A 22144-nucleotide genomic window follows, 5' to 3' on the forward strand; every position below is an offset into this window, starting at 1 on the left:
AAATTGGATTGTTAGCTTTATGGAAAATAAGTCATATCTACTCGCTCTAAATAAAATACCATCCATAGGTCCCCGTACCATTGCGAAATTATTACAAAAGTGGCCAAATCTAGAAGAATTATTTTGCTTGACCCAGCAACAAATGGAACAGGCAGGCCTTTCCCCTCGCATGGCTCAATCCATTAAATCTTTTAATTTTAAAGAAATTGAAGCAGATTTGCATTGGTCAGAAAAAAACCATCATTATTTAATTTCGATTGAAGAAGCCCATTATCCTGCCTTGCTTAAAGAAATTGCTGATCCTCCCATGATTATTTATGCCCGAGGTGATCTGGCATGCTTTAAACAACCTGCCATTGCTATAGTAGGCAGTCGAAAACCTTCTGTTACTGGCTGCGAAACAGCTCACCGCTTTGCAATGGAATTGGCAACTTATCCATTAACCATTGTTAGTGGCTTGGCTTTAGGTATTGATGCCCAAGCCCATGAAGGTTGCCTGCAAGCAAAGGGTAAAACCGTGGCGGTTTTGGGAACAGGTATTGATTGTCTTTATCCACGGCAACATCAACTATTAGCAGAAAAAATTGCCCATACAGGCCTGTTATTAAGTGAGTTTCCCTTAAAAACTCCACCAATAGCTGGACATTTTCCACGCAGAAATCGTATAATAAGCGGTTTATCCTTAGCCACTTTGGTAGTTGAGGCGGCAGTCCAGAGTGGTTCGCTCATTACCGCTCGATTCGCTCTAGAGCAAAATCGGGATGTATTGGCTGTCCCGGGCTCTATTCTGAACCCGCAAGCCAGAGGTTGTCATTATCTTTTGCAACAAGGAGCAAAATTAGTGACATCAATACAGGATATTTTGGAGGAGTTAAATCTGGATAGTAAGCAAGTCAACCAAACTAACGCAACACTATCCCTTGCCACGGATAACAAAAACCTAGTAAAGTGCATTGGCTTTGAAATTACAACCGTAGATCAAATCATGGCACGAAGCGGGTTAGGTATTGAAGAGGTAGTCAGTTCCCTGGCTACATTAGAATTAAAGGGGCTTGTGAAAGCAATTCCCGGTGGCTACATGAGGTGTGCGTAATGAAAGATAGCTTGTTTGAAATGTTAATGAATTTTTTTGAAAAAAGCCTGGCACAATTAAAAGAAAGCCAAACAGTAGGTGTGAACACTGACGATGACGAGTCTCTCGACAACTCAAGTTTGGAAAGTCGTACCCTGTATCTTAAAGATGCAAAAAACAAATCCATGCGTATTTTTATTGAAGATGAGCAACGAAAATTTACCAAAGCAAGTTATCAGTTCCTAACACGGCTTATTCTTTGGGGTATCATTGCCCAGGATACAATGGAAATAATTATTAATCAGCTTTTATTTTCCGAATCCCGTTTTGTAACGTTACAGGAAACAAAATGGACAATTCGCAACACTTTGGCCGATAACCTTGATGCTAATCAACTTGCTTTTCTTGATCTTGTGCTATACCAAAAAGAAGACAAACTAGCCTTACATTAATTTTTATTACACAAGGAAAGGTTAATTTTTTATGAGCAAACACTTGGTTATCGTGGAATCACCCGCGAAAGCTAAAACCATACAAAAATATTTAGGCAAAGATTATGACGTTTTGGCCTCTTATGGCCATGTGCGAGATTTGGCTCCACGCAAGGGTTCAGTGAATCCTGACCAACATTTTGCCATGAATTACAAACCCATTGAAAAAAATTTGCGGCACATAGAATCCATTGCTAAAGCGCTAAAAAAATCTGATTCTCTCTTGCTCGCCACTGACCCTGATCGCGAAGGCGAGGCCATTTCCTGGCATGTGTATGAATTAATGAAAGAACGAAATTTATTAGACAATAAAGACGTTCATCGTATTTTTTTTAATGAAATTACAAAATCAGCCATTCAGGAGGCCATCAATAACCCGCGCTCCATTTCCATGGATTTGGTCAATGCTCAACAGGCACGGCGCGCACTTGATTATCTCGTAGGTTTTAACTTATCGCCCTTGTTATGGAAGAAAATTCGCCGAGGCTTATCCGCCGGGCGTGTACAAAGCCCAGCTTTAAGACTGATTGTCGAGCGCGAAGAAGAAATAGAACGGTTCGTAGCCCAGGAATACTGGCGTATTATCGCACTGTGCGAACATAGCAGTAGCGCATTTGAAGCAAGGCTTACACATTTCGCCCAAGAAAAACTGCAACAATTTACCATAAATGAGTCAACAAGAGCCCATCAAATCAGAGATAGCCTGCTTCAGCAAGCCCAGGGTGCTCTACTGGTTGACAATATTGAGAAGAAACAGCGCAAACGTAAACCAGCCTCTCCTTTTATCACGTCCACCCTACAACAGGAAGCAGCCCGAAAACTTGGTTTTACTGCTCGCAAAACAATGATGATAGCCCAGCAGCTGTATGAGGGAATTGATATCGGTACAGGCACAACGGGTTTAATTAGCTACATGCGTACTGACTCCGTTAACTTAGCCAATGAAGCCATTGACGAAATCCGCAGCTTTATCCATGAGCGTTATGGCAAAGACAATTATCCGAGTAGCCCTCGCCTGTATAAAACAAAATCTAAAAACGCGCAGGAAGCCCATGAGGCCATTCGTCCTACGTCAGTTAGGCGTACCCCGGAAATGGTCCAACAAGCATTAACCACCGACCAGCTTAAGCTATATAGTTTAGTCTGGAAACGTACGATTGCATGTCAAATGTCAGATGCCATCATTGATACTGTCGCTGTCGATTTAGTTTGTGGCCAAGGCAATATTTTTCGTGCCACAGGCTCTACAATCATTTTTCCAGGTTTTTTATCCGTTTATGAAGAAGGACGCGATGACGTTCAGGATGATGAACAAAATGCCCTGTTGCCTTCATTAAAAGTGGGTGACAAAATTAGTCTGAAAGATATTGTTGCAAATCAACATTTCACTGAACCACCTCCTCGTTATTCAGAGGCTTCCCTGGTTAAGGCTTTGGAAGAATACGATATTGGTCGCCCTTCAACCTACGCCACGATTATCCACACGCTACAACAACGTGAATATGTCATAGTCGACAAAAAACGCTTTGTACCTACTGACGTAGGTCGCATAGTAAATCGTTTTTTAACAGGTCATTTTACTCGTTATGTTGACTATAAGTTTACCGCTGAGCTGGAAGATACCCTGGATGCTATATCACGCGGTGAACGGGAATGGGTCCCTGTTTTGGAAGAGTTTTGGAAACCTTTTATCAGTCAAATTGAAAATACAGACACTCAAGTTCAACGCAAAGACATTACCACTGAAACGCTTGAAGAAGCCTGTCCTAAATGTGGGAAGCCTTTAGCCATTCGTCTTGGAAAACGAGGCCGGTTTATCGGTTGTACTGGCTATCCTGAATGTGATTATACTCAGGATTTAAATACACAAGAGAGTGAAAAACCTGAAGCAGATGTGGTAGAAGGTCGTGTTTGTCCGGAGTGTGCAAACCCTCTGCATATTAAAACAGGTCGTTATGGTCGCTTTATCGGCTGTAGTAATTATCCACAATGCAAGTACATAGAGCCTATTGAAAAACCCGCTGACACAGGGGTGGAATGTCCTAAGTGCCACAGCGCCACCATACTGAAACGCAAATCCCGTAAAGGTAAAATATTTTATTCTTGTGGCGCTTATCCTAAATGTGACTATGCGCTTTGGAATGAACCTATCGACAAACCATGCCCCAAATGCGCCTGGCCTTTATTAACTGTTAAGGAAACCAAACGTTCTGGCCGACAAATTATTTGCCCACATGAAGGATGTGGTTATACTGCAAGCGAGGAAGGGTAGCTTTCTCGCAAAGCAAGTAGTTTATAAAAACTTCGAGAATTGATAACTTTAATCAATCCTAAGCACCTCTACATATTGGGTTCATATTGCTCGCTTAATACTTCACTCTCTAACTGACTATCCTTAGGGAAAAAAGAATAAGCGGGATAACTCGCTTGAGAATAAATGATATCCGTGCTTTCCTCATCGCTTTCTGAGTCATCCTGGTGGTAACGATTCATTTCTTGTACAAAGATTGATGAAGAAGCCAAACTGAAGTCTTGTTCTAGTTCGTCAGTCATTAACTGTTGCCACTGTTGGTGTCTATTTTTTAATAATTGTATTAACGCATTAACGGAAAATTGTTCGGGAGCAATTTTTGAGAATTCTTCAGTTATAGAATTAATCACTTCTGGATCCTGGTTAAACTTTATAAGTTTAGTCATCATTACTTTTTGATGGGTGTAATAATCGGAGGTAACCACTTCCCTTATAATGGATTCAAAAACATCAAAAGAAGTAGCACCGACTAAACGAATCATTGATTTTTTTTCATTCTGAAAATTTTTTGAGGCAACATAATCACGAGGAAGGTTATCTTCACTTACACCAAAGAAATGTTCTTCTACAATATAAGGAATTCTTTTTAGAGCCAGTAATAAATCAGGAGACTCCATCATTTTAAAATCCAAAGCTTCTGCCATGTCTAATCCGAACGACAATTTATCGTGTTCGTTAGTGGAAGTACCATAATTTCCAGAGTGGGTATCCGATTGACATAAAAAATACCAAATAACCCACACGCTGGCTAACCCATAAAATTTTTCGTATTCATCTGAATTTTTAAACTGGGGGCATCCTGTAACAAAGTTTCTTATTTTTCGGCTGGCAATATAAAATTCATCCTTTTCCTTAACGATTTCCATTTCAGGGCCATAACCCATGAGCCGTTTGAATATTTTTGCACAAGCTAACTCGATTTGAGCTGCATATTCACTTCTTCGATACAAAAGATAATATTCGTTTTCGAAATTTTTGGCTTTTTCACATAAAAAATTGGGAGTGGCAGTGTAGCCGTAATTTAAACCTTCCTCTTTATTTCCAAAAACAAGGTTAATATTAGAGAAATCTGCAAATGTTTTATAAGTCATGATATAGACAAAATGTTCTTAATTGTCGCAATAATACCAGAAAAAAACAAAATATTCATTAGTATGGCAATATGCTTTATATTGAAGTGAGTGATAGGTTTATAGTGCAGAGAGAAGAAAATTTTTTAAATCACTGCATTGAGGCAGGAATTTTTTTTAAAATCTCTTCAATCGGCAAACCCATCACATTGTAATAAGATCCATCTATTTCTTTAACAAAGGAATGTCGTACTTGTTGAATACCATACCCACCGGCCTTATCAAAAGGATCGCCTGACTCGATGTAGTCTTGGATTTGTTGTTTTGTTAATGGGTGAAACGTAACCCTAGTGACTGCATAATTTATTGACCATCGTTGTTCTGGTAAAAAAACCAGTGCATACCCCGTATAAACTTCATGCGTATTGCCGCTTAGCATGCCAAGCATTCTATAGGCATCTTCCTTGTTGCGAGGTTTTTCTAGAATATGATGTTGGTAGACCACAGTAGTATCTGCTGCCAGAATTAAATCGGTAGCACCTGCTCCAATCTGGGGTAAGACAGCTTGTGCTTTTTCTCGGGCAAGTCTTGTGACATAGGCTTCAGGCTCCTCGCCGTTTTGTTGAATTTCCTCAATATTGGCGGGTATGACTTTGGCAGTTAATCCATGCTCTTGTAATATTTGCAGGCGTCTTGGTGATGCACTGGCGAGAACCATTTTTATAGGGTTGGATTTCATAATTATCGTTTGATCAAAAAATAATTTGACCCTTAAACATGTATTTAAGCTTTTTAATAAGCGATTATAACTTTATTATTTTATATGAACTACTTTTTTATTAGACTTGATAATACAGGAAAATTTAAAAGAAAATTATGAAGAGCATTAGCATATTTCTAATGACGATATTGGTTCAATCTATTATTTTGGCAATTGTTTTTATTGGTTTTTTGCTTGACCCATTACTAGGGTTATGGGTTGTGGGAATATATTTTTTTGGGGCAGGTACATTTTTAATGTACCAATTTATTAAAAATTTAAATTTAAAAAATTGTTCTTTTTAAGGCATGTTACAATTCCTTCTCACGAGCGACTTGTTATGCCTTGTTCGACCTGGCCACAGATTTATCTCCATCGCCAACCTACCGTGCTTATGCACGGTATCCAGCGAATCGGTTAATTATTTCAACAGTAACCAACATTCGGTCAACAGTTCTGTTTCAGCAACTTCATGATCAAAATTGTAATAACAGAATACGCAAGGCAAATCACCCAGCTCTTCATTTGAGTTGGGTAACCAATCACGATACAAACCATAAACCGTATCAGCAATGGTGTCACGCGTTCCTTTATGTACGGCTACTGCATAGCGACCTGCGAGTAAACGCTTTTCGATGACCTCTCCTTCCAATTTTATCTGTTCCGGGACAGTAATGCAGAGGTCAAGACGAAACTCCGAGGGAGGCGTTGTTTTTGGATCATCATAGGCAAAGGCAAACGCCTCTCCGGCTTTAGGCTTTAAGTTCATCGCTTGGGATTTTGCCCAGTTAACCAGCCGATTAACACTTTCTCCTACTTTTTGTGGAACACCACGATGCTCCAAAACAGCCAAACGCCTTTCTTTCATTGTTTTAATAACTACATTCATTGTGAGATTACCTTGTTGAGGCAAACGATAAGGGGGTTTTTCCCAAACTTGCCAACTTGATTGCAATCTAAATTCAGTTGGCGTCATACCACTGCTTTGTTTAAAAGCACGTGTAAAGGATTCATGGGATTCAAACCCCGCATTGATTGCGATTTCAATAATGGGTTTATTCTTATCAACAATTAATTGATGCGCAGCCCGTTTTAGGCGAATCCACCGAATGTATTGCTGTAAAGATACACCTGTATAAGCTGTAAATATTCGATGAAAATGATATTTAGAAAAGCAAGCTATCTCACTTAATTGGGCTAGGGTGAGTTTATCATCCAGATGTTTACCAACATACTCAATGACTTTTTCTAATTGACATTCATAGTTCATGCTATCATCCACACATCGTTATTTACATTCACAATGTTAATTCATTAGAAAAGCAGTCATTTGACTATTATTGCTAATTTAAAAATTTTCTTGCTCGATGAAGAATCCTCTAGGGATACAGTATAAATGTCATTTTTCCTATTGATCCCTTGTTTACCTTGAATAAAACGTTTTTATTTCATTGATGACTAACTTAATATCACTCTTTGACACATCAAGGTGGGTAACCAATCGTACAAGGCCTTGTTTATTGGAGCTTTTCGGCAATAAAATTCCTTTTTGTAGCAAAAACGACTGTAATTCTGCGTATTGTTTTTTGAACCTAAGAAATAAAATATTGGTTTGTAGAGAAGCTTTATCAATCTCAATCTCGTCTAATTCAGCTAAACCACTAGCCAGAAAAAAGGCATTTTCGTGGTCTTCACTCAAGCGCTCTATATTATTTTTTACAGCATAAATTCCTGCGGCAGCCAAAATACCGGCCTGTCTCATCCCACCTCCCAACACTTTTCGCCAACGCCTTGCCCGTTTAATAAATTCTTTACTACCGCAAAGGACTGAACCAATAGGTGCCCCCAATCCTTTCGACAAACAGATGGAAATCGAATCAAAATTCTGACTAATTGTTTGCAAGGGAACCTGCAGTTTCACACTCGCGTTAAAAACTCTAGTCCCATCCAAATGACTTTTTAATTGATGATCCCGGCAAAAAGAGGGAATTTTTTGTAAATACGCTAATGGCAAGACCTTACCGTCCGTTGTATTTTCAAGACAAAGCAATTTGGTACGAGGGTGGTGATCGTCTAAAGGTTTAATCATGCACGCGACTTTGTCCAAAGGAAGACAGCCCTCTTCATCGAAATCTATTGGCTGCGGTTGGATACTTCCCAATACGGCAGCACCACCTCCTTCCCAACGATAGGTATGTGCTGTTTGGCCTACAATGTATTCATCACCACGCTCACAATGCGCCATTAACCCCATTAAATTTGATTGTGTTCCTGAGGGAGCAAACACTGCTGCTTCCATACCAGCATTATCAGCTATCAATGCTTCCAAATGCTTCACTGTAGGGTCTTCTCCCCATACATCGTCACCTACTTCGGCATTCATCATCACTTGCAGCATATCCTTACTGGGTTTAGTCATTGTATCGCTACGCAAATCTATTTTTTTCATAATCACTCGCCTCAGCATAAATTGTCTTTAATACAGGCATTGTTAGCTTGATTAACTCAATCGCCTGTAACGTATTTTGGGCGTCTTCATAACACCCTTTTTCCAGGCTATAGTTATACCAAAGAAGCCAACTATGGAAACACATTTCCCAAAGATTGTTATCCGTCCGAGGTAATTTACCTTTTTGCTGAAGATAACCTAGCAAAGTAGCCTGGAAAAGTTCCTTATCGAATTGACAATTTGCCAAACCGGAACAATTGGTCGCCAAGCCTATTAATTCTATGAAAGGATGAATAAAACCTGCACTTTCCCAATCAATCAAATGAGGTTTTGTTACTGTTTTCCAAATAATATTCTGCAAATGCATATCGCGATGGCTAATTATCCAGTTTGCTTTATCATATTCATGAAGTTCATTGCAACGTTGTACTAACAATTTAAGCCAGACAGGATAAATGTATTGGTTTGGCAAATGAATAAGAGGGAATCCTCGTCCTTCTGGGTGGGTTAATGATAACCCGTGCAACTTGGCGAGTAACCCTCCTAACTTCATTGCCTGCTTTTTTTTAACAGCAACCACTGATTTGCCACTACAATAAGGAACGATTAGATAGCGATAGTTGTCCTGCTGATTGCTATTCCCTAACTTTAAGGGGGCAAACGTACAATTCAACTCCTGAGCTACATAGGTAGCAATATCTTCTGTGAAAGCTAATTGGATTTGTTTTATTGCTCCAAGCCAAGTGTAGTTATTAAGAATTTTACAAACCCACTTGCTTCCATCGTAAAGCTCGATTAAATCTGTTTGATGCTGCTGACCACCTTTTAACGAAACAATCGAATGTATAGGATGTTTAAAAAATTGCCCCGACCAATGCTGGTTATTCATGCATAAGCTGTTCTATGTAACGTCTGCAAGTGAGTGGTTTGTCCAAAAAATTCATCACATGACGAGTTCCACCTGTTCCTGTAATAACCAAAGAACCGTAACGAAGAAGACTTCCTAATACCGACTGGCGGATATCAATGGATTCAATTTTGGATAAAGGAATATCAATTGTTTGTCTTACTAACATCCCAGTGCGCAAAATTACTTGTTTGTTCTTAATGGTTAACGAGGAAAAATGGTAAGTTACCCATGTCATTAGTGTCCAAATTAGGGCAACAAAAAGAAACATTAATGCAACTTCTTTCAATTGATTAATTTGTGCACCTAAAAAAATAGCAAAACAAGCCAGTGCCACCGGCCAGAAGAATAAAATCCAATGCAGTCTCGCAAAATATACGACATTTCTGTCCGTCATTATCATCCTTCATCACTCTAATTAAAAAACCTTCTTATCATATTGCAGATACTGATAGCTGTCATCAATTACTATCACCAAAAAACGACGCTTCGTCCCAGGTATTCCTTTGTAATTTTTAGAAGCTTAATTTTAAGAAATTTGATATTCTTTAAATTTTCTTGTTCAAGAATACTAATGCGCCGCATCAATCGCTGTTTGAATCCGAAACTAATGGAAATTTGTCTGACTTCCATGGAGTTGGAAGGATTAAATACGATGATTAAAAATTATTTACCACCGCATTTAGCCAAACACTGCAAAGTAGGGAGTTTTATCAAGGGTTCATTATCAATAACTATTAGCAATGCCGCCTTTGCAACGGAATTACGTTATAGTGTCCCTGAGCTACGAGATCGATTGAGAAAGGAAGCTGGACTTTATTATTTAACGGGAATTAAAATTTTAATCGAAGCCCCCTCTGCACAGCTTTCTTCAAATACTAAAACCACAAAAACAGCCACGTTATCTTCCAATAGCCGACAGGCAATCCATTCCGCTAGCCAACAATGTAACTACGAGCCCCTAAAGGAAGCTTTGCAAAAATTAGCTAATTTAGCGGTTGACCATCCAGACATGATTAACTCGTAAGGATCACAAGACAATTTTAACAGCTGTTATATAACAAATGTGTGCGGGGTATGCATGCATCATCATGTTGAGACCTCTTGTCTTAGTGAATAAGACAATAACTAAAAAAAAGAGGGTTTAAGGCTAGTTCAAATTTTCAGCAAAAGGATATTTTATAAAAAATTTAAACTTTCCCTCGATTTTTTATTGATAAATTTAGATCAAAAACAGCCGCTTTCTTTTCAAAAAGAGTTGACTCTATCGTGGCAATAACATTAATAGTTATATTAATTTTTTCTTTCGGTTGTAAAGACTTAAGACTGGCAGAGATAAGATCTCCATCGCGGCAACAAAAAATAACTTCAGAAGAGGGCTTTTTTAAAAATTTTATTTGAGCTGCAGCAAAGCAAAAGTCATAATTATTAGGCATTTTTTGAATATGAAACCATGCCAATAATCCACCGGTCAGATCAGCCCCTACAGCAAGTGCTCCAAATCCCATGGAACCTAAGTGGCTTTTGGTATGATCATTAAGCGGCAATCTGATTTGGCAGGCTTTCTCTGTGATGAAGTCTATTTTTGGTTGGCAAAAGGCTATTAAAGGTGATTTTTTTTCTAACTTTTTGAGTAAATATTTTTTAATATCACTGGAGTTGAAGTCCATTATTGCCCCTGTTTACATCTATATTTAAATCTTTTCTTATTTGTTCAAGATTTGTTTCCCATAAACCGCTCCAGTCAATGGTAAATAATAGTTTGGCTTTTTTCCCTTGAGCATACCCTAATAAAATTGCTTCAATCGACTTATCTAAAGGAATTGTTCCATCAATGGCCACAGATAACATTCCAGCAGCAATATGGACCCCGGGAGGCAAATAGGTTGGCAGCTGAGCGATTGTGAAGCTAGCCACAATTGCCTCACCAATAAAATCTGTATCTGCACCGAGAATAACGTGATAAATATCATGCGTTTCAATCATTCTTATGCAAACATAATTATAAATTCCACACATTTTGTAATAAGGAGAGGCAAAAACAAAAGGCTTTATCTCATTTTCCCTAAGAAATTTATAATATTGAAATCCCAGAGTATCTTGCGGTAATTTCTCGAATTTTTCTAAATCTGGATTGCTTAATACCCTTTTATCAATTGTTGATTTTATTTCATTATTTTTTAAGAGTTCAGACACCATATTTTTTGAATAATCTTTATTTAAATGGGTTAAAAAATACATTCTATTGACATTTTTAAGGCTTTTATGATCATGAGTTATGAATCTAAATAAGCCAAAAAAGCCATAAAGTTGATATATTAATTTTATTGATATCAGCCTAATTCTTAATTTTTTTATCGCGCGACGGTAATGCCTCATTATGAGCAACAATTGAACACTTTGGATAATTATAGCAAAATTTAAAAACAAATTACTGGACTTTTTTTTGACGTAGGAAAGGAAAATTTTATAAATTGATATTATTTAGTTCAAGTACACCAAATATGGCCATCCCATAGGGGACTATAATTCTAAATGAATAGAAGCTATCTCTTAACTCTCTCAATCAAGCTTCGACAGGCAAAAAATCCGCTTCAGTAACCACAGTAGGTTGATAATTTTCTGCATCAAAATAGGTATATTCCCAAGCATCTTGCCGCACCATTAATTCCCGCAAGAGACGATTGTTTAGGCCGTGACCCGATTTATGTCCTTCAAAGGCACCAATTAAGCCGCAACCTAAAAGATATAGATCACCAATAGCATCCAGAACTTTATGCGTTACGAATTCAGACTCAAAGCGCAAGCCATCCTCATTAAGGATACGGTAGTCGTCAACGACAATTGCATTATCTAAACTACCACCTTTCGCTAAATCATTTTCACGCAATTTCTCATAGTCCGAGAGAAAACCAAAAGTTCGCGCCCGACATACTTCTTTCACGTAAGAAGTGGCAGAAAAATCAAAAGTGGCCATCTGTGGTTTATCATTGAAAACCGGATGATCGAAATCAATAGTAAAGGAAACTTTATAACCATTATGCGGAAGAAACTGTACGTATTTGCCATCATCTTCAACCCGAATTGGCTTTAATATGCGAATAAATCGCTTGGCTGCACTTTGCTCACGGATACCAGCAGATTGAATGAGAAATACGAAAGGCGCAGCACTACCATCCATGATAGGGATTTCAGGCGCATTAATATCTACATAAGCATTATCAATGCCTAAGCCTGCAAAGGCCGAAAGCAAATGCTCAACTGTAGCAACTTTAACACCATCGCGTTGTAATGAAGTACAAAGCATTGTATCACCAACATGATCATACAAAGCAGGGATTTCCACTACAGGATTCAAGTCAGTACGTCTGAAAACAATACCTGTGTTTATTGGAGCGGGACGCAGGGTGAGTAAAACTTTTTCTCCGGAATGTAAACCTACACCTGTTGCTTGAATGACTTTCTTTGGAGTTCTTTGTTTTATCATTCAGTAATCACCTTTTTGATATCCCATTTTTAAGCGCAATAAACTGCCAAATCATATCAACAATTTATTGTTTAGTCTAATCTTTTTAATGCTGTTTAGTGCTAATCCAGTCATTCTGGCCAAAGTCAGAATGACGTGGTTATCTCTAAATCAGTGCTACAAAAAACTAAACCAAAAGGATTACTCAACGCTTTCTTCTTGCCGTCGTAAGAAGGCAGGAATATCTAGATAATCAACATCCGGTATTGAAGATTCTGTCGTTGATTTTGGAGTTACAGCAGCCTGTTTACGCATGACGGCAGGTCTATCAAATTGTTGATAGTCAAATGTGCCATCACTACGGGTTGTTTCTGCTACCCGCGTCTTAGGTGTGGCAATAGTTTGCTGTTGATGACGGCCACGATGATCACCAAGGCCGGTTACAATAACAGTAACGCGCATCTCATCTGTCATCTCAGGATCAATGACCGTACCAACGACGACTGTTGCGTCATCTGAAATAAATTCTTTGACAACATCCCCTACTTCCTCAAATTCACCGATAGACATATCAAGGCCAGCAGTGATATTCACCAGAATTCCGCGAGCGCCCGAAAAATTAACATCTTCTAACAGTGGGGAAGCGATTGCTGCTTCAGCTGCTTGACGAGCTCTTTGCTCACCCGTAGCACTACCGGTGCCCATCATGGCCATACCCATTTCAGACATTACTGTACGAACGTCAGCAAAGTCCACGTTAATAAGGCCAGGGCGAGTAATTAAATCAGAAATGCCTTTTACTGCCCCAAGAAGAACATTATTAGCGGCTTTAAAAGCATTTAATAGACTAATATTTTTTCCCAGAACGCTAAGTAGTTTATTGTTTGGAATAGTGATTAATGAATCAACATGCTCACCTAAACGACGAATTCCCTCTTCAGCAGCCAAGGCGCGTTGCTTACCTTCAAAAGAGAAAGGTTTGGTGACAACTGCTACCGTGAGAATACCCAGTTCTTTCGCTACTTCAGCAAATACAGGGGCGGCTCCCGTTCCGGTCCCTCCCCCCATACCAGCGGTAATAAATACCATATCAGCACCAACTAATACTTCCTTAATTCTATCTCTGTCTTCTTCAGCAGCTTCACGACCTATTTGAGGATTAGCCCCAGCACCCAGGCCTTTGGTTAACTCTTCACCCAACTGAATATGAATTTTAGCATTTGAATTTTTGAGTGCTTGGGCATCAGTATTGGCACAAATAAATTCAACACCATCAATATTCTCAGCCACCATGTGTTGAACTGCATTACCACCACCGCCGCCAACACCAACAACTTTTATTACGGCATTGTCTGGTTGACTTTCCGTTAATTCAAACATTTGACCTCTCCCCTCAAAAATTCTGCCAATAACGAGGTTCTATCCCAACAAAATAATATCATTGTAACCTATCTGGATTAAACCTACTAGAGCACCTAATGACTTAAATTTAAACAATATTTCTCACTGCCCCACTTCCAGTAGCTTGACCGGGAAATCCATAATTGAATGTTCCCAATGCTTAATGATTTATTTTTGTTGTGCCTATTTTAATCATAAAGTATCTAAAAATTACCATTAAACCATTCTTTCATACGCGCCCACATTCCTTTACCGCTATCATTTAAATGGGCTACATTGTAACCACCTTCATATTGTTGCTGAAAACCATGTAACAATAAACCCACACCTGTCGTCATCGATGGATTAACTGTGGCCTCTACCAATCCTGAGACATGGTGAGCACAACCTTGACGCACAGGCATTTCAAAACACATTTCGGCCAACTCAATAGCCCCTTGAACACAAGAGCCACCGCCTGTCATTACCATACCAGCGGCAACACGAGATTCAAAACCGCTTCGTCGCAATTCATTGCGTACAAGAGAAAATAATTCTTCATAGCGCGCAGAGACTACTTCGGAAAGAACCTTAGTAGAAATTTTTCGGCCAGGCCGTTCGTTGACACTTAGTACTTCTATCATTTCGTTCGCATTACACATCTCAGGCATGGCGCAAGCGTGCTTCACTTTAATTGCTTCTGCTGCCTTGGTAGGTGTCCGTAAAGCCATGGCAATATCATTGGTCACTTGATCGCCTGCAATAGGAATCACAGCTGTGTATTGAATAGCACCTTCAGCAAACACTGCGATATCCGTAGTACCACCGCCAATGTCAATTAAACAAACGCCCAGTTCCTTTTCATCTTCAGTTAACACTGCATGGCTGGATGCTAATTGCTCAAGAATAATATCATTGACTTCTAGACCGCAGCGCCGTACACACTTAGCTATATTTTGTGCAGCACTCACAGCCCCAGTTACAATATGCACACGAGCTTCGAGACGCACGCCAGCCATACCAACCGGTTCACGAATGCTACCCTGGTTGTCAATAATGAATTCCTGAGGAAGGATATGTAAAATTTTCTGATCGGCAGGTATTGCTACGGCTTTCGCGGCATCAAGTACGCGTTCCACATCTATTTGGGAAACTTCCAGATCTTTAATGGCAACGATACCATGTGAATTTAAACTGCGTATATGACTGCCAGCAATCCCTGCATACACTGTACGTACTTCACAACCTGCCATTAATTCTGCTTCCTGCACAGCCCGCTGGATAGAGTTCACCGTTGCTTCAATGTCAACAACCACACCTCTTTTTAATCCGCGGGAGGGATGACGCCCAATACCTATAATCTCAATTGCACCATCCGCAGCTACTTCGCCGATAAGAGCTACTACTTTTGAAGTACCAATATCTAAACCGGTGATGATATTTTTTTCTAATTTTTTTGCCATTATTTTCCCGCTTATTTTTTCCATTGCACCGCCATGCCCCGTGGATAACGCAAATCTACACTTACCAACTGCTCCGATTTTTCTGCAAAAACAGCAGGATACGCTTTACAGAATCGGATTATTTTTGTTTCCAAATCGCGCTTCCCCAAGCGTAACTGCACACCATTCGCTAAAGTAAGCTCCCAAGCCCGATTATCACGCCACTCTAATGAGGCTGCATGCAACCCATATACTGATAATATCTTACTCATTTTTTTATAAACTTGTAAGACTTCCTTCTGTTGATTCACAGGACCGCTTAAGTGAGGAAGAGAAGTATCCAGTCTCCCCCCTTGATTGAACAGCTCACCCTTCTCAGTAATCATAGCGTTATTCCATGTCGCTACCGGCACTTTTTCTACTAATATTATTTTTAATGTATCCGGCCAAATGCGTTCCACTTGAATTTTGTTTGACCAATCAAAAGCGCTAAGATCAGCATATAGTTTACCAACAGGTAATGAAAAGAAGCTGGAGTTTAAATATTTGGTCAATACCGATTCGAGATCTTTATGAGTAATATGATGGTAGCTTGCAGCGATTTTAACGGTGCTGATAGGAAATCTTTTTGGATCCGCCAGGTATAAATAAACTAATCTGGCAGCCAAAAAGAGAGCAACAATGATTAATAGCGTTAAAAAGCTTGCGTAACGCAACTTTCCTGTATCAGCATCCATCCACGTATCCTATCACCTCTTACCTTATCGTTGCTTAGCCTTTGGTTTGTTTACTGATAATCCGTGACTAATTGTTGTCGACAATGTTGATGGCTTATCGCCAAGTTAATTAGTTCATCTAGGAGTTGTGGATATTCAAGGCCACTAGCCTGCCACATTTTGGGATACATACTAATGGGTGTAAATCCAGGAATAGTATTAATTTCATTAAAATAGATTTTGTCTCGTTGTTCATCGACAAAAAAGTCTACCCTTGCCATCCCTTTACATTTTAAACGGGTAAAAATGTCGGCAGCAATTGTTTGTAAACGTTTTATCATTTCTGGTGAAAGTTGGGCAGGAACTTCAAGTTCTGTCTGGTTGCTTTCTAAATATTTGGCCGAGTAAGAGTAAAACCCATCCGTATGATGAACGCAAATTTCACCTGGCAGACTGACTCTAGGTCTCTCACAAGGTGAAGTATTTTCCAATACGGACAACTCAATCTCTCGTCCGGAAATACCTTCTTCAACCAGAATAGTTTCATCATAGCGTAAAGCATCTTCTACTGCTGCAGTTAATTCTGCCATGCCCTTAACTTTATGGATACCCACACTCGAGCCTAATGAACAGGGTTTAACAAACAAAGGCCAGTTTAAATCGGCTGCAGTTTGCCGACAGAATTGCTGTCTTTCGGAAGGAGAGCTATACCAAGATAGCGTGCGATAACGTGCTGATTGAATTGTTTCATTACAAGCCAAACGCCTTGCTATATCTTTATCCATACCAATTGCAGATGCCAATACATTGCAGCCAACATAGGCGACACCAGCTAACTCCAAAAGACCCTGCAAGCACCCATCTTCATACAACGGACCATGGGCCACAGGAAAAACCACCTGTGCATCAACGGCCAAACGGCCATTCACCAACAGGCTAGGCATACTACGCGATTGAGCTGTTTTTACAGGTAAACTTTCTTTGAAAGTTTTTAATTCTTCATAATTATTAAGGTAGAATTGCCCTGCTTTATCCATTCCAACAGGAATAATATTGTATTTATTGGCATCCAACTCTCTTAAGACAGAAGCAGCAGAAACTAATGAAACTTCATGCTCACCCGACTTTCCACCATAAAGTAATAATAAATTAATCAATTTAGCCATTAAAGGTCTCCGATGATATGCACTTCGCGAATTAATTCGACATTGGTTTGTTGATGAACAGTATCACGCACGAATTCAATTAATGATTCAATGTCGCTAGCTAAGGCAACACCATGTTGGTTAATTATAAAATTGGCATGTTTTTCTGAAACAATTGCCCCTCCAATCTGCTTTCCTTTAAGCCCACAAGACTCAATCAAGCGAGCAGCAAAATTACCAGGAGGATTTCTAAACACCGAACCACAATTAAATTCGCTGGTTGGTTGTGTATTGGCTCGATGTGTTAATAACTCCTTAATCAGGTTTAAGGATTTTTCCTTCTCACCCTTTATCAATCGGCAGGTTGCTGCAACGAACCATTCATCTTGTAATCCTGCCACATGACGGTAGGCTATTTCAAATTCTTCAGGTTTTCGTATGCGCAATTCACCATGGCGAGTTATTGTTTCTACTTCCACTACAGACTGCCAGGTTTCCCCCCCAAAACAACCTGCATTCATTCGTAAAGCGCCTCCCATTGTCCCAGGAATACCAGCCCAAAATTCACCGCCCGTCAAATTGGCCCGAGCACAAAATCTGGCCATCGTAGCGCACGAGACACCAGCCTCAACATGAACCAGTTCCTCGCTAATCAAGCGAATTTCTTTAAGGCAGCCCTGAGTTAAGATAACGGTCCCTTTAAATCCTTTGTCTCTAATTAAGGAATTGCTTCCCAATCCTAACCATAGTAAAGGTTCATTCTTGGGTAACTGCCTAAGAAAAACAGCTAAATCAGCAATACTGGCAGGCTTATACAATTTACTCGCAAGGCCACCGACTCGCCAAGTTGTATAATCAGCCAGTGGTTCATTAATCAGCAACTGTCCCTTGTAGGCTTCTGTATTGACGATGTCTATCGTTTTCATGCGGATTCTCGCACTGAAGTCTGCATTAAATTAAGTGCCAACTGTCCAATATTACCGGCGCCTTGCATTAAAATAACACTATCATCCGTAATTAACTCATCTAATATCTGGGTAAGGTTTTTATCATTTACCAGCCTGGCATTAGGATTATTTTGACTAATCTGTGTGAGCAACGTTTCGCTGGTTAAACCAGGAATTGCCTGCTCCCCTGCTGAATAAATATCCATCAGGAGTAATTCATCTGATAAGCTGAGGGCATCGACAAACTGGTTGAACAATGACTGTGTACGACTGTAGCGATGAGGTTGAAATACATGCACTAACCGTTTGTTGGGCCAAACACGACGAAATGCGTCAATCGTGGAACGGATTTCTTGTGGATGGTGGCCATAATCATCCACAACAATAGCGGAACCCCGTTCGAAGCGACGTTCACCAAGCATTTGAAAGCGTCGGCCGACTCCCTGGAATTTCATTAATCCTTTAACAATCGATTCATCATCAACGCCTAGTTCCGTGGCAATCGCAATGGCAGCTAATGCATTTAAAACATTATGGCGCCCTGGCCATTGGAATTGTATGTTCAAGGGTTTAAAAGGAGCTGGCCTTTGTACTGTAAATTCACTTAGTAAGCCATTTTGCGTCCAATTAAGCGCTCGATACTGCGCTTCTTCACGAAATCCATAAGTCCGTGTTGGTCGTTGCACTGCAGAAAGGATGCGATGAACTTCCGGGTCTTCTATGCACAATACCGCCAAGCCATAGAAAGGCAGATGATGCAAAAACTCAATGAAAGTATTGCGTAATTTATCGAAGTTATCATCATAAGTACCCATGTGGTCAGCATCAATATTAGTAACCACCGCCATCATAGGCTTTAAAAATAAAAAGGAGGCATCACTTTCATCTGCTTCTGCAACAAAGTAAGCCGAGGTGCCCAATTGAGCATTGGTACCACAGCTATTCAATTTTCCACCAATAACAAAGCTCGGATCAAGACCACCTTCAGCCAGGAGGCTACTCACTAGACTTGTTGTGGTTGTTTTTCCATGAGTACCTGCAATAGCAATACCATGTCGAAAACGCATCAACTCTGCAAGCATGGCAGCGCGCGGGATCACCGGAATCAGTTGGTCATTAGCTGCAGTAATTTCTGGATTGTCTGTGCTAACGGCCGTTGAGCGCACAACCACATCCGCACCAACAATATTGTCCACCCGGTGGCCAATAAAAACTTGAATACCCAACGATTGTAATCGCTGTACTGAGCGGCTTTCGCTGAGATCAGAGCCTGTTATGCGATAACCCTGGTTATGCAACACTTCGGCTATTCCACACATTCCAGCGCCACCAATCCCAACAAAATGTATTTGTTCTACTCGTCCCATCCTTGGTGATAGAAACTGCCCTATGTTATTCACAAAATTCCCCTTTAGTATGAACAGTATTCGGTTGCACAACAACATTTAACCAATACTGTCCTCTGTTGTTAGGTTGGCGCTCTTAATCCTAAAGATTGCCAACGATTTTCATGATCAATACGCAATAACAGTGCCATAACTACACAATTTACTACCATACTAGCGCCCCCATAACTTAATAGCGGCAATGTCAATCCTTTTGTAGGCAGTAGACCCGAATTGACTCCCATGTTAATTGCTGCTTGCAACCCTATCCAGAATGTTAGTCCATAAGCCGTAAAAGCGGCGAACAAACGATCCTGGCTGTAAGCAGTAAAACCAATAGCCATACCCCTTATCACCAGTATACTATACAAAATTAATACCAACAGTACGCCAACCAAACCTAATTCTTCAGCTAATACCGCAAATAGAAAATCGGTATGTGCTTCTGGCAGGTAAAATAATTTTTGCACACTATCACCTAAACCGACGCCAAGCCAACCTCCACGCCCAAATGCGATCAATGATTGGGTCAACTGATACCCACTATTAAATTGATCAGCCCACGGATCCAGAAAAGCAGTGATGCGTGCCACGCGGTAAGGGGATGAAAGTGCAAGCATCGCTAAGCAACAAATCACAATAACTAACAGCCCAACATAATAGCGAAATTTTACGCCCGCCAAGAATAAAAGGGCCATAACAGTACCTGAAATAACAACCGTGGCTCCAAAATCAGGCTCTTTTAATAGTAACAGCGATACTAAACCTAAAATTATCATGGGCTTGATAAAGCCTATGATACTGTGTCGTACACTCTCTTGCTGGCGTACCAAATAACCCGAAACATAAAAAACCATGGTTAACTTGGCTAATTCAGAAACTTGAATCCCTATAGGACCAAATGCAAGCCAGCGTCTTGAACCGTTGACGATACGACCGATTCCAGGGATTAAAACCAGCAGTAACATCAATAGACAAATGAGTAGTAGGGGAACACCCGCTTTTTCCCAAAACGTGCTATCTATACGCATGACTACCAGGGCTGCTAGAAAACCGGCGAAGAGATAGCACGCCTGTCTAATTAAAAAATGGAAAGGCTGATGATAATATTTGGTAGAAATCATAATAGAACTGGAAGCTACCATCATTAGACCAATAATAATTAACCCCAGAACAGCCCCCATTAACCATTTGTCATAAAGTGCTATGGGCTTGTGAGTGGGTTTACCACGCAAGTTGTAATGTCGAGGATGCATCGTACTCACAATTTTCCTACTAACTCAGTAAATACTTCACCACGGTGATTAAAATCACGAAACATGTCAAGGCTTGCACAAGCCGGTGATAACAGTACCACATCTCCTGGTTTGGCTTGCTCCTTCGCCATTACTACAGCACCGTCCAAGGAAGGGGCTCGCAATACAGGCACCACATCAGCAAGCGCTGCTTCAAGTTTATCGGCATCTTCGCCAATAAGCACAACGGAGCGGACATAATCAGCTACTGGCGTGCGTAATTCAGTAAAATCTGCTCCCTTTCCTTGCCCACCGGCAATCAATACAATTTTTCCTTGCATGGATCCTCCTATCCCAGAAATGGCAGAAAGAGTAGCTCCAATGTTGGTGCCCTTAGAATCATTAATCCAATTAACCTGATTTAAAGTTCTAACCCATTGACACCGATGAGGTAGACCCTTAAACGATTGGAGCACGCTAATGATAGGTTTAAAATCTATGCCTGCTGCACGAGCCAAAGCACAAGCAGCTAATGCATTCTGCCAATTGTGTTTTCCTTTAATACGTAATTCATCCACTGCTAAAAAACAGTATTCACCCTGTGCAAGATAATTAATACCCTCTTTCTCCACAATTCCCCAATTTAAAGCATCAGGCTTATCCAGACCATAATTGGCTTTGCTACCTTGATTTAATATCTTGCTAGGGTAGGTATGCTCATCTTGTCGATTGTATAAAAGAAATTGTGCGTTCTGATAAATTCGTTGTTTTGAATCAATATAGGCCTCATACGTATGATGCCTGTCTAAGTGATCAGGAGAGAGATTTAAAATAGTGGCAGCGACTGGCTTAAGAGAATGGGTTAGATCCAATTGAAAACTGGATAATTCCAATACCCAAAGCTCATACTCTTGATCATTATCCAAAAGGTCAAGAACCGGTAAGCCAATATTTCCAGCGACTGCCACTGATAATCCAGCCGCTTGAGCCATTTCACCCACCAGAGTGGTGACGGTTGATTTACCATTGGTTCCTGTGATTGCAACAACTGGAGACGTAGTTTCTCGAGCCAGACATTCAATATCTCCAAACACAGGAATATTGAGGCGAAAAGCTTCCTGGAGAAAAGGTTCGTCCAGTGATATTCCCGGACTTGTGATAATGCCTGCCAACTGTTGATAAATGGTATTAGGTAATTTTTCTAAAAAGACATCAACACCTGGAAACATCGCAGTAAATTCAGTCAATCCCTTTACTTCTGGACGGGTATCAAAAACTACAAAAGGCAAATTTCGCCGTCGCAAATAACCGGCGATGGAATGCCCTGTTTTTCCTAAACCTGCAACTAAATAAAGAGATTGGTTCATG

General features: G+C 40.1%; 21 protein-coding genes. 4 read left to right on the plus strand and 17 right to left on the minus strand.

Annotation, left to right across the window (positions count from 1 at the left end):
* The first annotated feature begins 19 nt into the window (after window positions 1-19).
* Genes dprA through topA form a run of 3 tightly spaced genes read left to right on the plus strand, consistent with a single transcriptional unit; the run spans window position 20 to window position 3835 of the window.
* On the plus strand, window positions 20-1093 hold the full coding sequence (gene dprA, locus Ljam_RS07825) for a DNA-processing protein DprA (protein WP_058449496.1): 1074 nt from the start codon (window positions 20-22) through the stop codon (window positions 1091-1093).
* Entirely contained in the window at window positions 1093-1524 is a 432-nt protein-coding gene (locus Ljam_RS07830; protein ID WP_058449497.1) for a DUF494 family protein, read from the plus strand. The genes dprA and Ljam_RS07830 overlap by 1 nt, the downstream gene beginning before the upstream one ends.
* Window positions 1525-1555: 31 nt before the next feature.
* Window positions 1556-3835: a type I DNA topoisomerase gene (topA, locus tag Ljam_RS07835; RefSeq protein WP_058449498.1), complete on the plus strand. Its 2280-nt coding sequence runs from the start codon at window positions 1556-1558 to the stop codon at window positions 3833-3835.
* 68 nt (window positions 3836-3903) lie between these two features.
* On the opposite strand, the gene Ljam_RS07840 is transcribed toward topA, so the two are convergent.
* The 6 genes from Ljam_RS07840 to Ljam_RS07870 form a co-directional block, all read right to left on the minus strand.
* Entirely contained in the window at window positions 3904-4965 is a 1062-nt protein-coding gene (locus tag Ljam_RS07840; RefSeq protein ID WP_058449499.1) for a hypothetical protein, read from the minus strand.
* A 130-nt stretch (window positions 4966-5095) separates the two neighbouring features.
* Window positions 5096-5683 (minus strand): Maf family protein, encoded by a 588-nt coding sequence (locus tag Ljam_RS07845; RefSeq protein ID WP_058449500.1) that lies wholly within the window; start codon window positions 5681-5683, stop codon window positions 5096-5098.
* Window positions 5684-6125: 442 nt separating this feature from the next.
* Window positions 6126-6974 (minus strand): AraC family transcriptional regulator, encoded by an 849-nt coding sequence (locus tag Ljam_RS07855; RefSeq protein ID WP_058449502.1) that lies wholly within the window; start codon window positions 6972-6974, stop codon window positions 6126-6128.
* A 153-nt stretch (window positions 6975-7127) separates the two neighbouring features.
* Window positions 7128-8153: a low-specificity L-threonine aldolase gene (gene ltaE, locus Ljam_RS07860; RefSeq protein WP_058449503.1), complete on the minus strand. Its 1026-nt coding sequence runs from the start codon at window positions 8151-8153 to the stop codon at window positions 7128-7130.
* On the minus strand, window positions 8131-9042 hold the full coding sequence (locus tag Ljam_RS07865) for a phosphotransferase (protein ID WP_058449504.1): 912 nt from the start codon (window positions 9040-9042) through the stop codon (window positions 8131-8133). The genes ltaE and Ljam_RS07865 overlap by 23 nt, the downstream gene beginning before the upstream one ends.
* Window positions 9035-9457 (minus strand): PH domain-containing protein, encoded by a 423-nt coding sequence (locus Ljam_RS07870; RefSeq protein ID WP_131762331.1) that lies wholly within the window; start codon window positions 9455-9457, stop codon window positions 9035-9037. The genes Ljam_RS07865 and Ljam_RS07870 overlap by 8 nt, the downstream gene beginning before the upstream one ends.
* A gap of 177 nt (window positions 9458-9634) precedes the next feature.
* Here Ljam_RS07870 and Ljam_RS07875 point away from each other — a divergent pair, with 177 nt between their 5' ends.
* Window positions 9635-10087: a DciA family protein gene (locus Ljam_RS07875; protein WP_058449506.1), complete on the plus strand. Its 453-nt coding sequence runs from the start codon at window positions 9635-9637 to the stop codon at window positions 10085-10087.
* A 163-nt stretch (window positions 10088-10250) separates the two neighbouring features.
* Here the strand turns inward: Ljam_RS07875 and Ljam_RS07880 are convergent, their stop codons facing one another.
* From Ljam_RS07880 to murD, 11 genes are all read right to left on the minus strand, one after another.
* On the minus strand, window positions 10251-10730 hold the full coding sequence (locus tag Ljam_RS07880) for a hypothetical protein (protein ID WP_058449507.1): 480 nt from the start codon (window positions 10728-10730) through the stop codon (window positions 10251-10253).
* Complete coding sequence (locus Ljam_RS07885) at window positions 10711-11301, minus strand: Coq4 family protein (protein ID WP_162262918.1); 591 nt, start codon at window positions 11299-11301, stop codon at window positions 10711-10713. Before Ljam_RS07885 ends, Ljam_RS07880 begins: the two co-directional genes overlap by 20 nt.
* Window positions 11302-11626: 325 nt before the next feature.
* Window positions 11627-12547: a UDP-3-O-acyl-N-acetylglucosamine deacetylase gene (gene lpxC / locus Ljam_RS07890; protein WP_058449509.1), complete on the minus strand. Its 921-nt coding sequence runs from the start codon at window positions 12545-12547 to the stop codon at window positions 11627-11629.
* A gap of 180 nt (window positions 12548-12727) precedes the next feature.
* The gene (gene ftsZ, locus Ljam_RS07895; RefSeq protein ID WP_058449510.1) at window positions 12728-13906 is read right to left on the minus strand and encodes a cell division protein FtsZ; all 1179 of its coding nucleotides are present in this window, start codon (window positions 13904-13906) and stop codon (window positions 12728-12730) included.
* Window positions 13907-14130: 224 nt separating this feature from the next.
* A complete protein-coding gene (gene ftsA / locus Ljam_RS07900) occupies window positions 14131-15369 on the minus strand; it encodes a cell division protein FtsA (RefSeq protein ID WP_058450760.1) in 1239 nt (412 codons plus the stop codon).
* Between the two features lie 11 nt (window positions 15370-15380).
* A complete protein-coding gene (locus Ljam_RS07905) occupies window positions 15381-16085 on the minus strand; it encodes a cell division protein FtsQ/DivIB (RefSeq protein ID WP_058449511.1) in 705 nt (234 codons plus the stop codon).
* Window positions 16086-16135: 50 nt separating this feature from the next.
* The gene (locus Ljam_RS07910) at window positions 16136-17230 is read right to left on the minus strand and encodes a D-alanine--D-alanine ligase family protein (protein WP_058449512.1); all 1095 of its coding nucleotides are present in this window, start codon (window positions 17228-17230) and stop codon (window positions 16136-16138) included.
* Entirely contained in the window at window positions 17230-18135 is a 906-nt protein-coding gene (gene murB / locus Ljam_RS07915) for a UDP-N-acetylmuramate dehydrogenase (RefSeq protein ID WP_058449513.1), read from the minus strand. The genes Ljam_RS07910 and murB overlap by 1 nt, the downstream gene beginning before the upstream one ends.
* Entirely contained in the window at window positions 18132-19556 is a 1425-nt protein-coding gene (murC, locus tag Ljam_RS07920; protein WP_058449514.1) for a UDP-N-acetylmuramate--L-alanine ligase, read from the minus strand. Before murC ends, murB begins: the two co-directional genes overlap by 4 nt.
* Before the next feature lie 68 nt (window positions 19557-19624).
* Window positions 19625-20797: a putative lipid II flippase FtsW gene (ftsW, locus tag Ljam_RS07925; RefSeq protein ID WP_058449515.1), complete on the minus strand. Its 1173-nt coding sequence runs from the start codon at window positions 20795-20797 to the stop codon at window positions 19625-19627.
* A gap of 5 nt (window positions 20798-20802) precedes the next feature.
* Complete coding sequence (murD, locus tag Ljam_RS07930; RefSeq protein WP_058449516.1) at window positions 20803-22143, minus strand: UDP-N-acetylmuramoyl-L-alanine--D-glutamate ligase; 1341 nt, start codon at window positions 22141-22143, stop codon at window positions 20803-20805.
* Window position 22144: the final 1 nt, after the last annotated feature.

It is taken from the genome of Legionella jamestowniensis (genome assembly GCF_001467745.1).
Taxonomy (GTDB): domain Bacteria; phylum Pseudomonadota; class Gammaproteobacteria; order Legionellales; family Legionellaceae; genus Tatlockia; species Tatlockia jamestowniensis.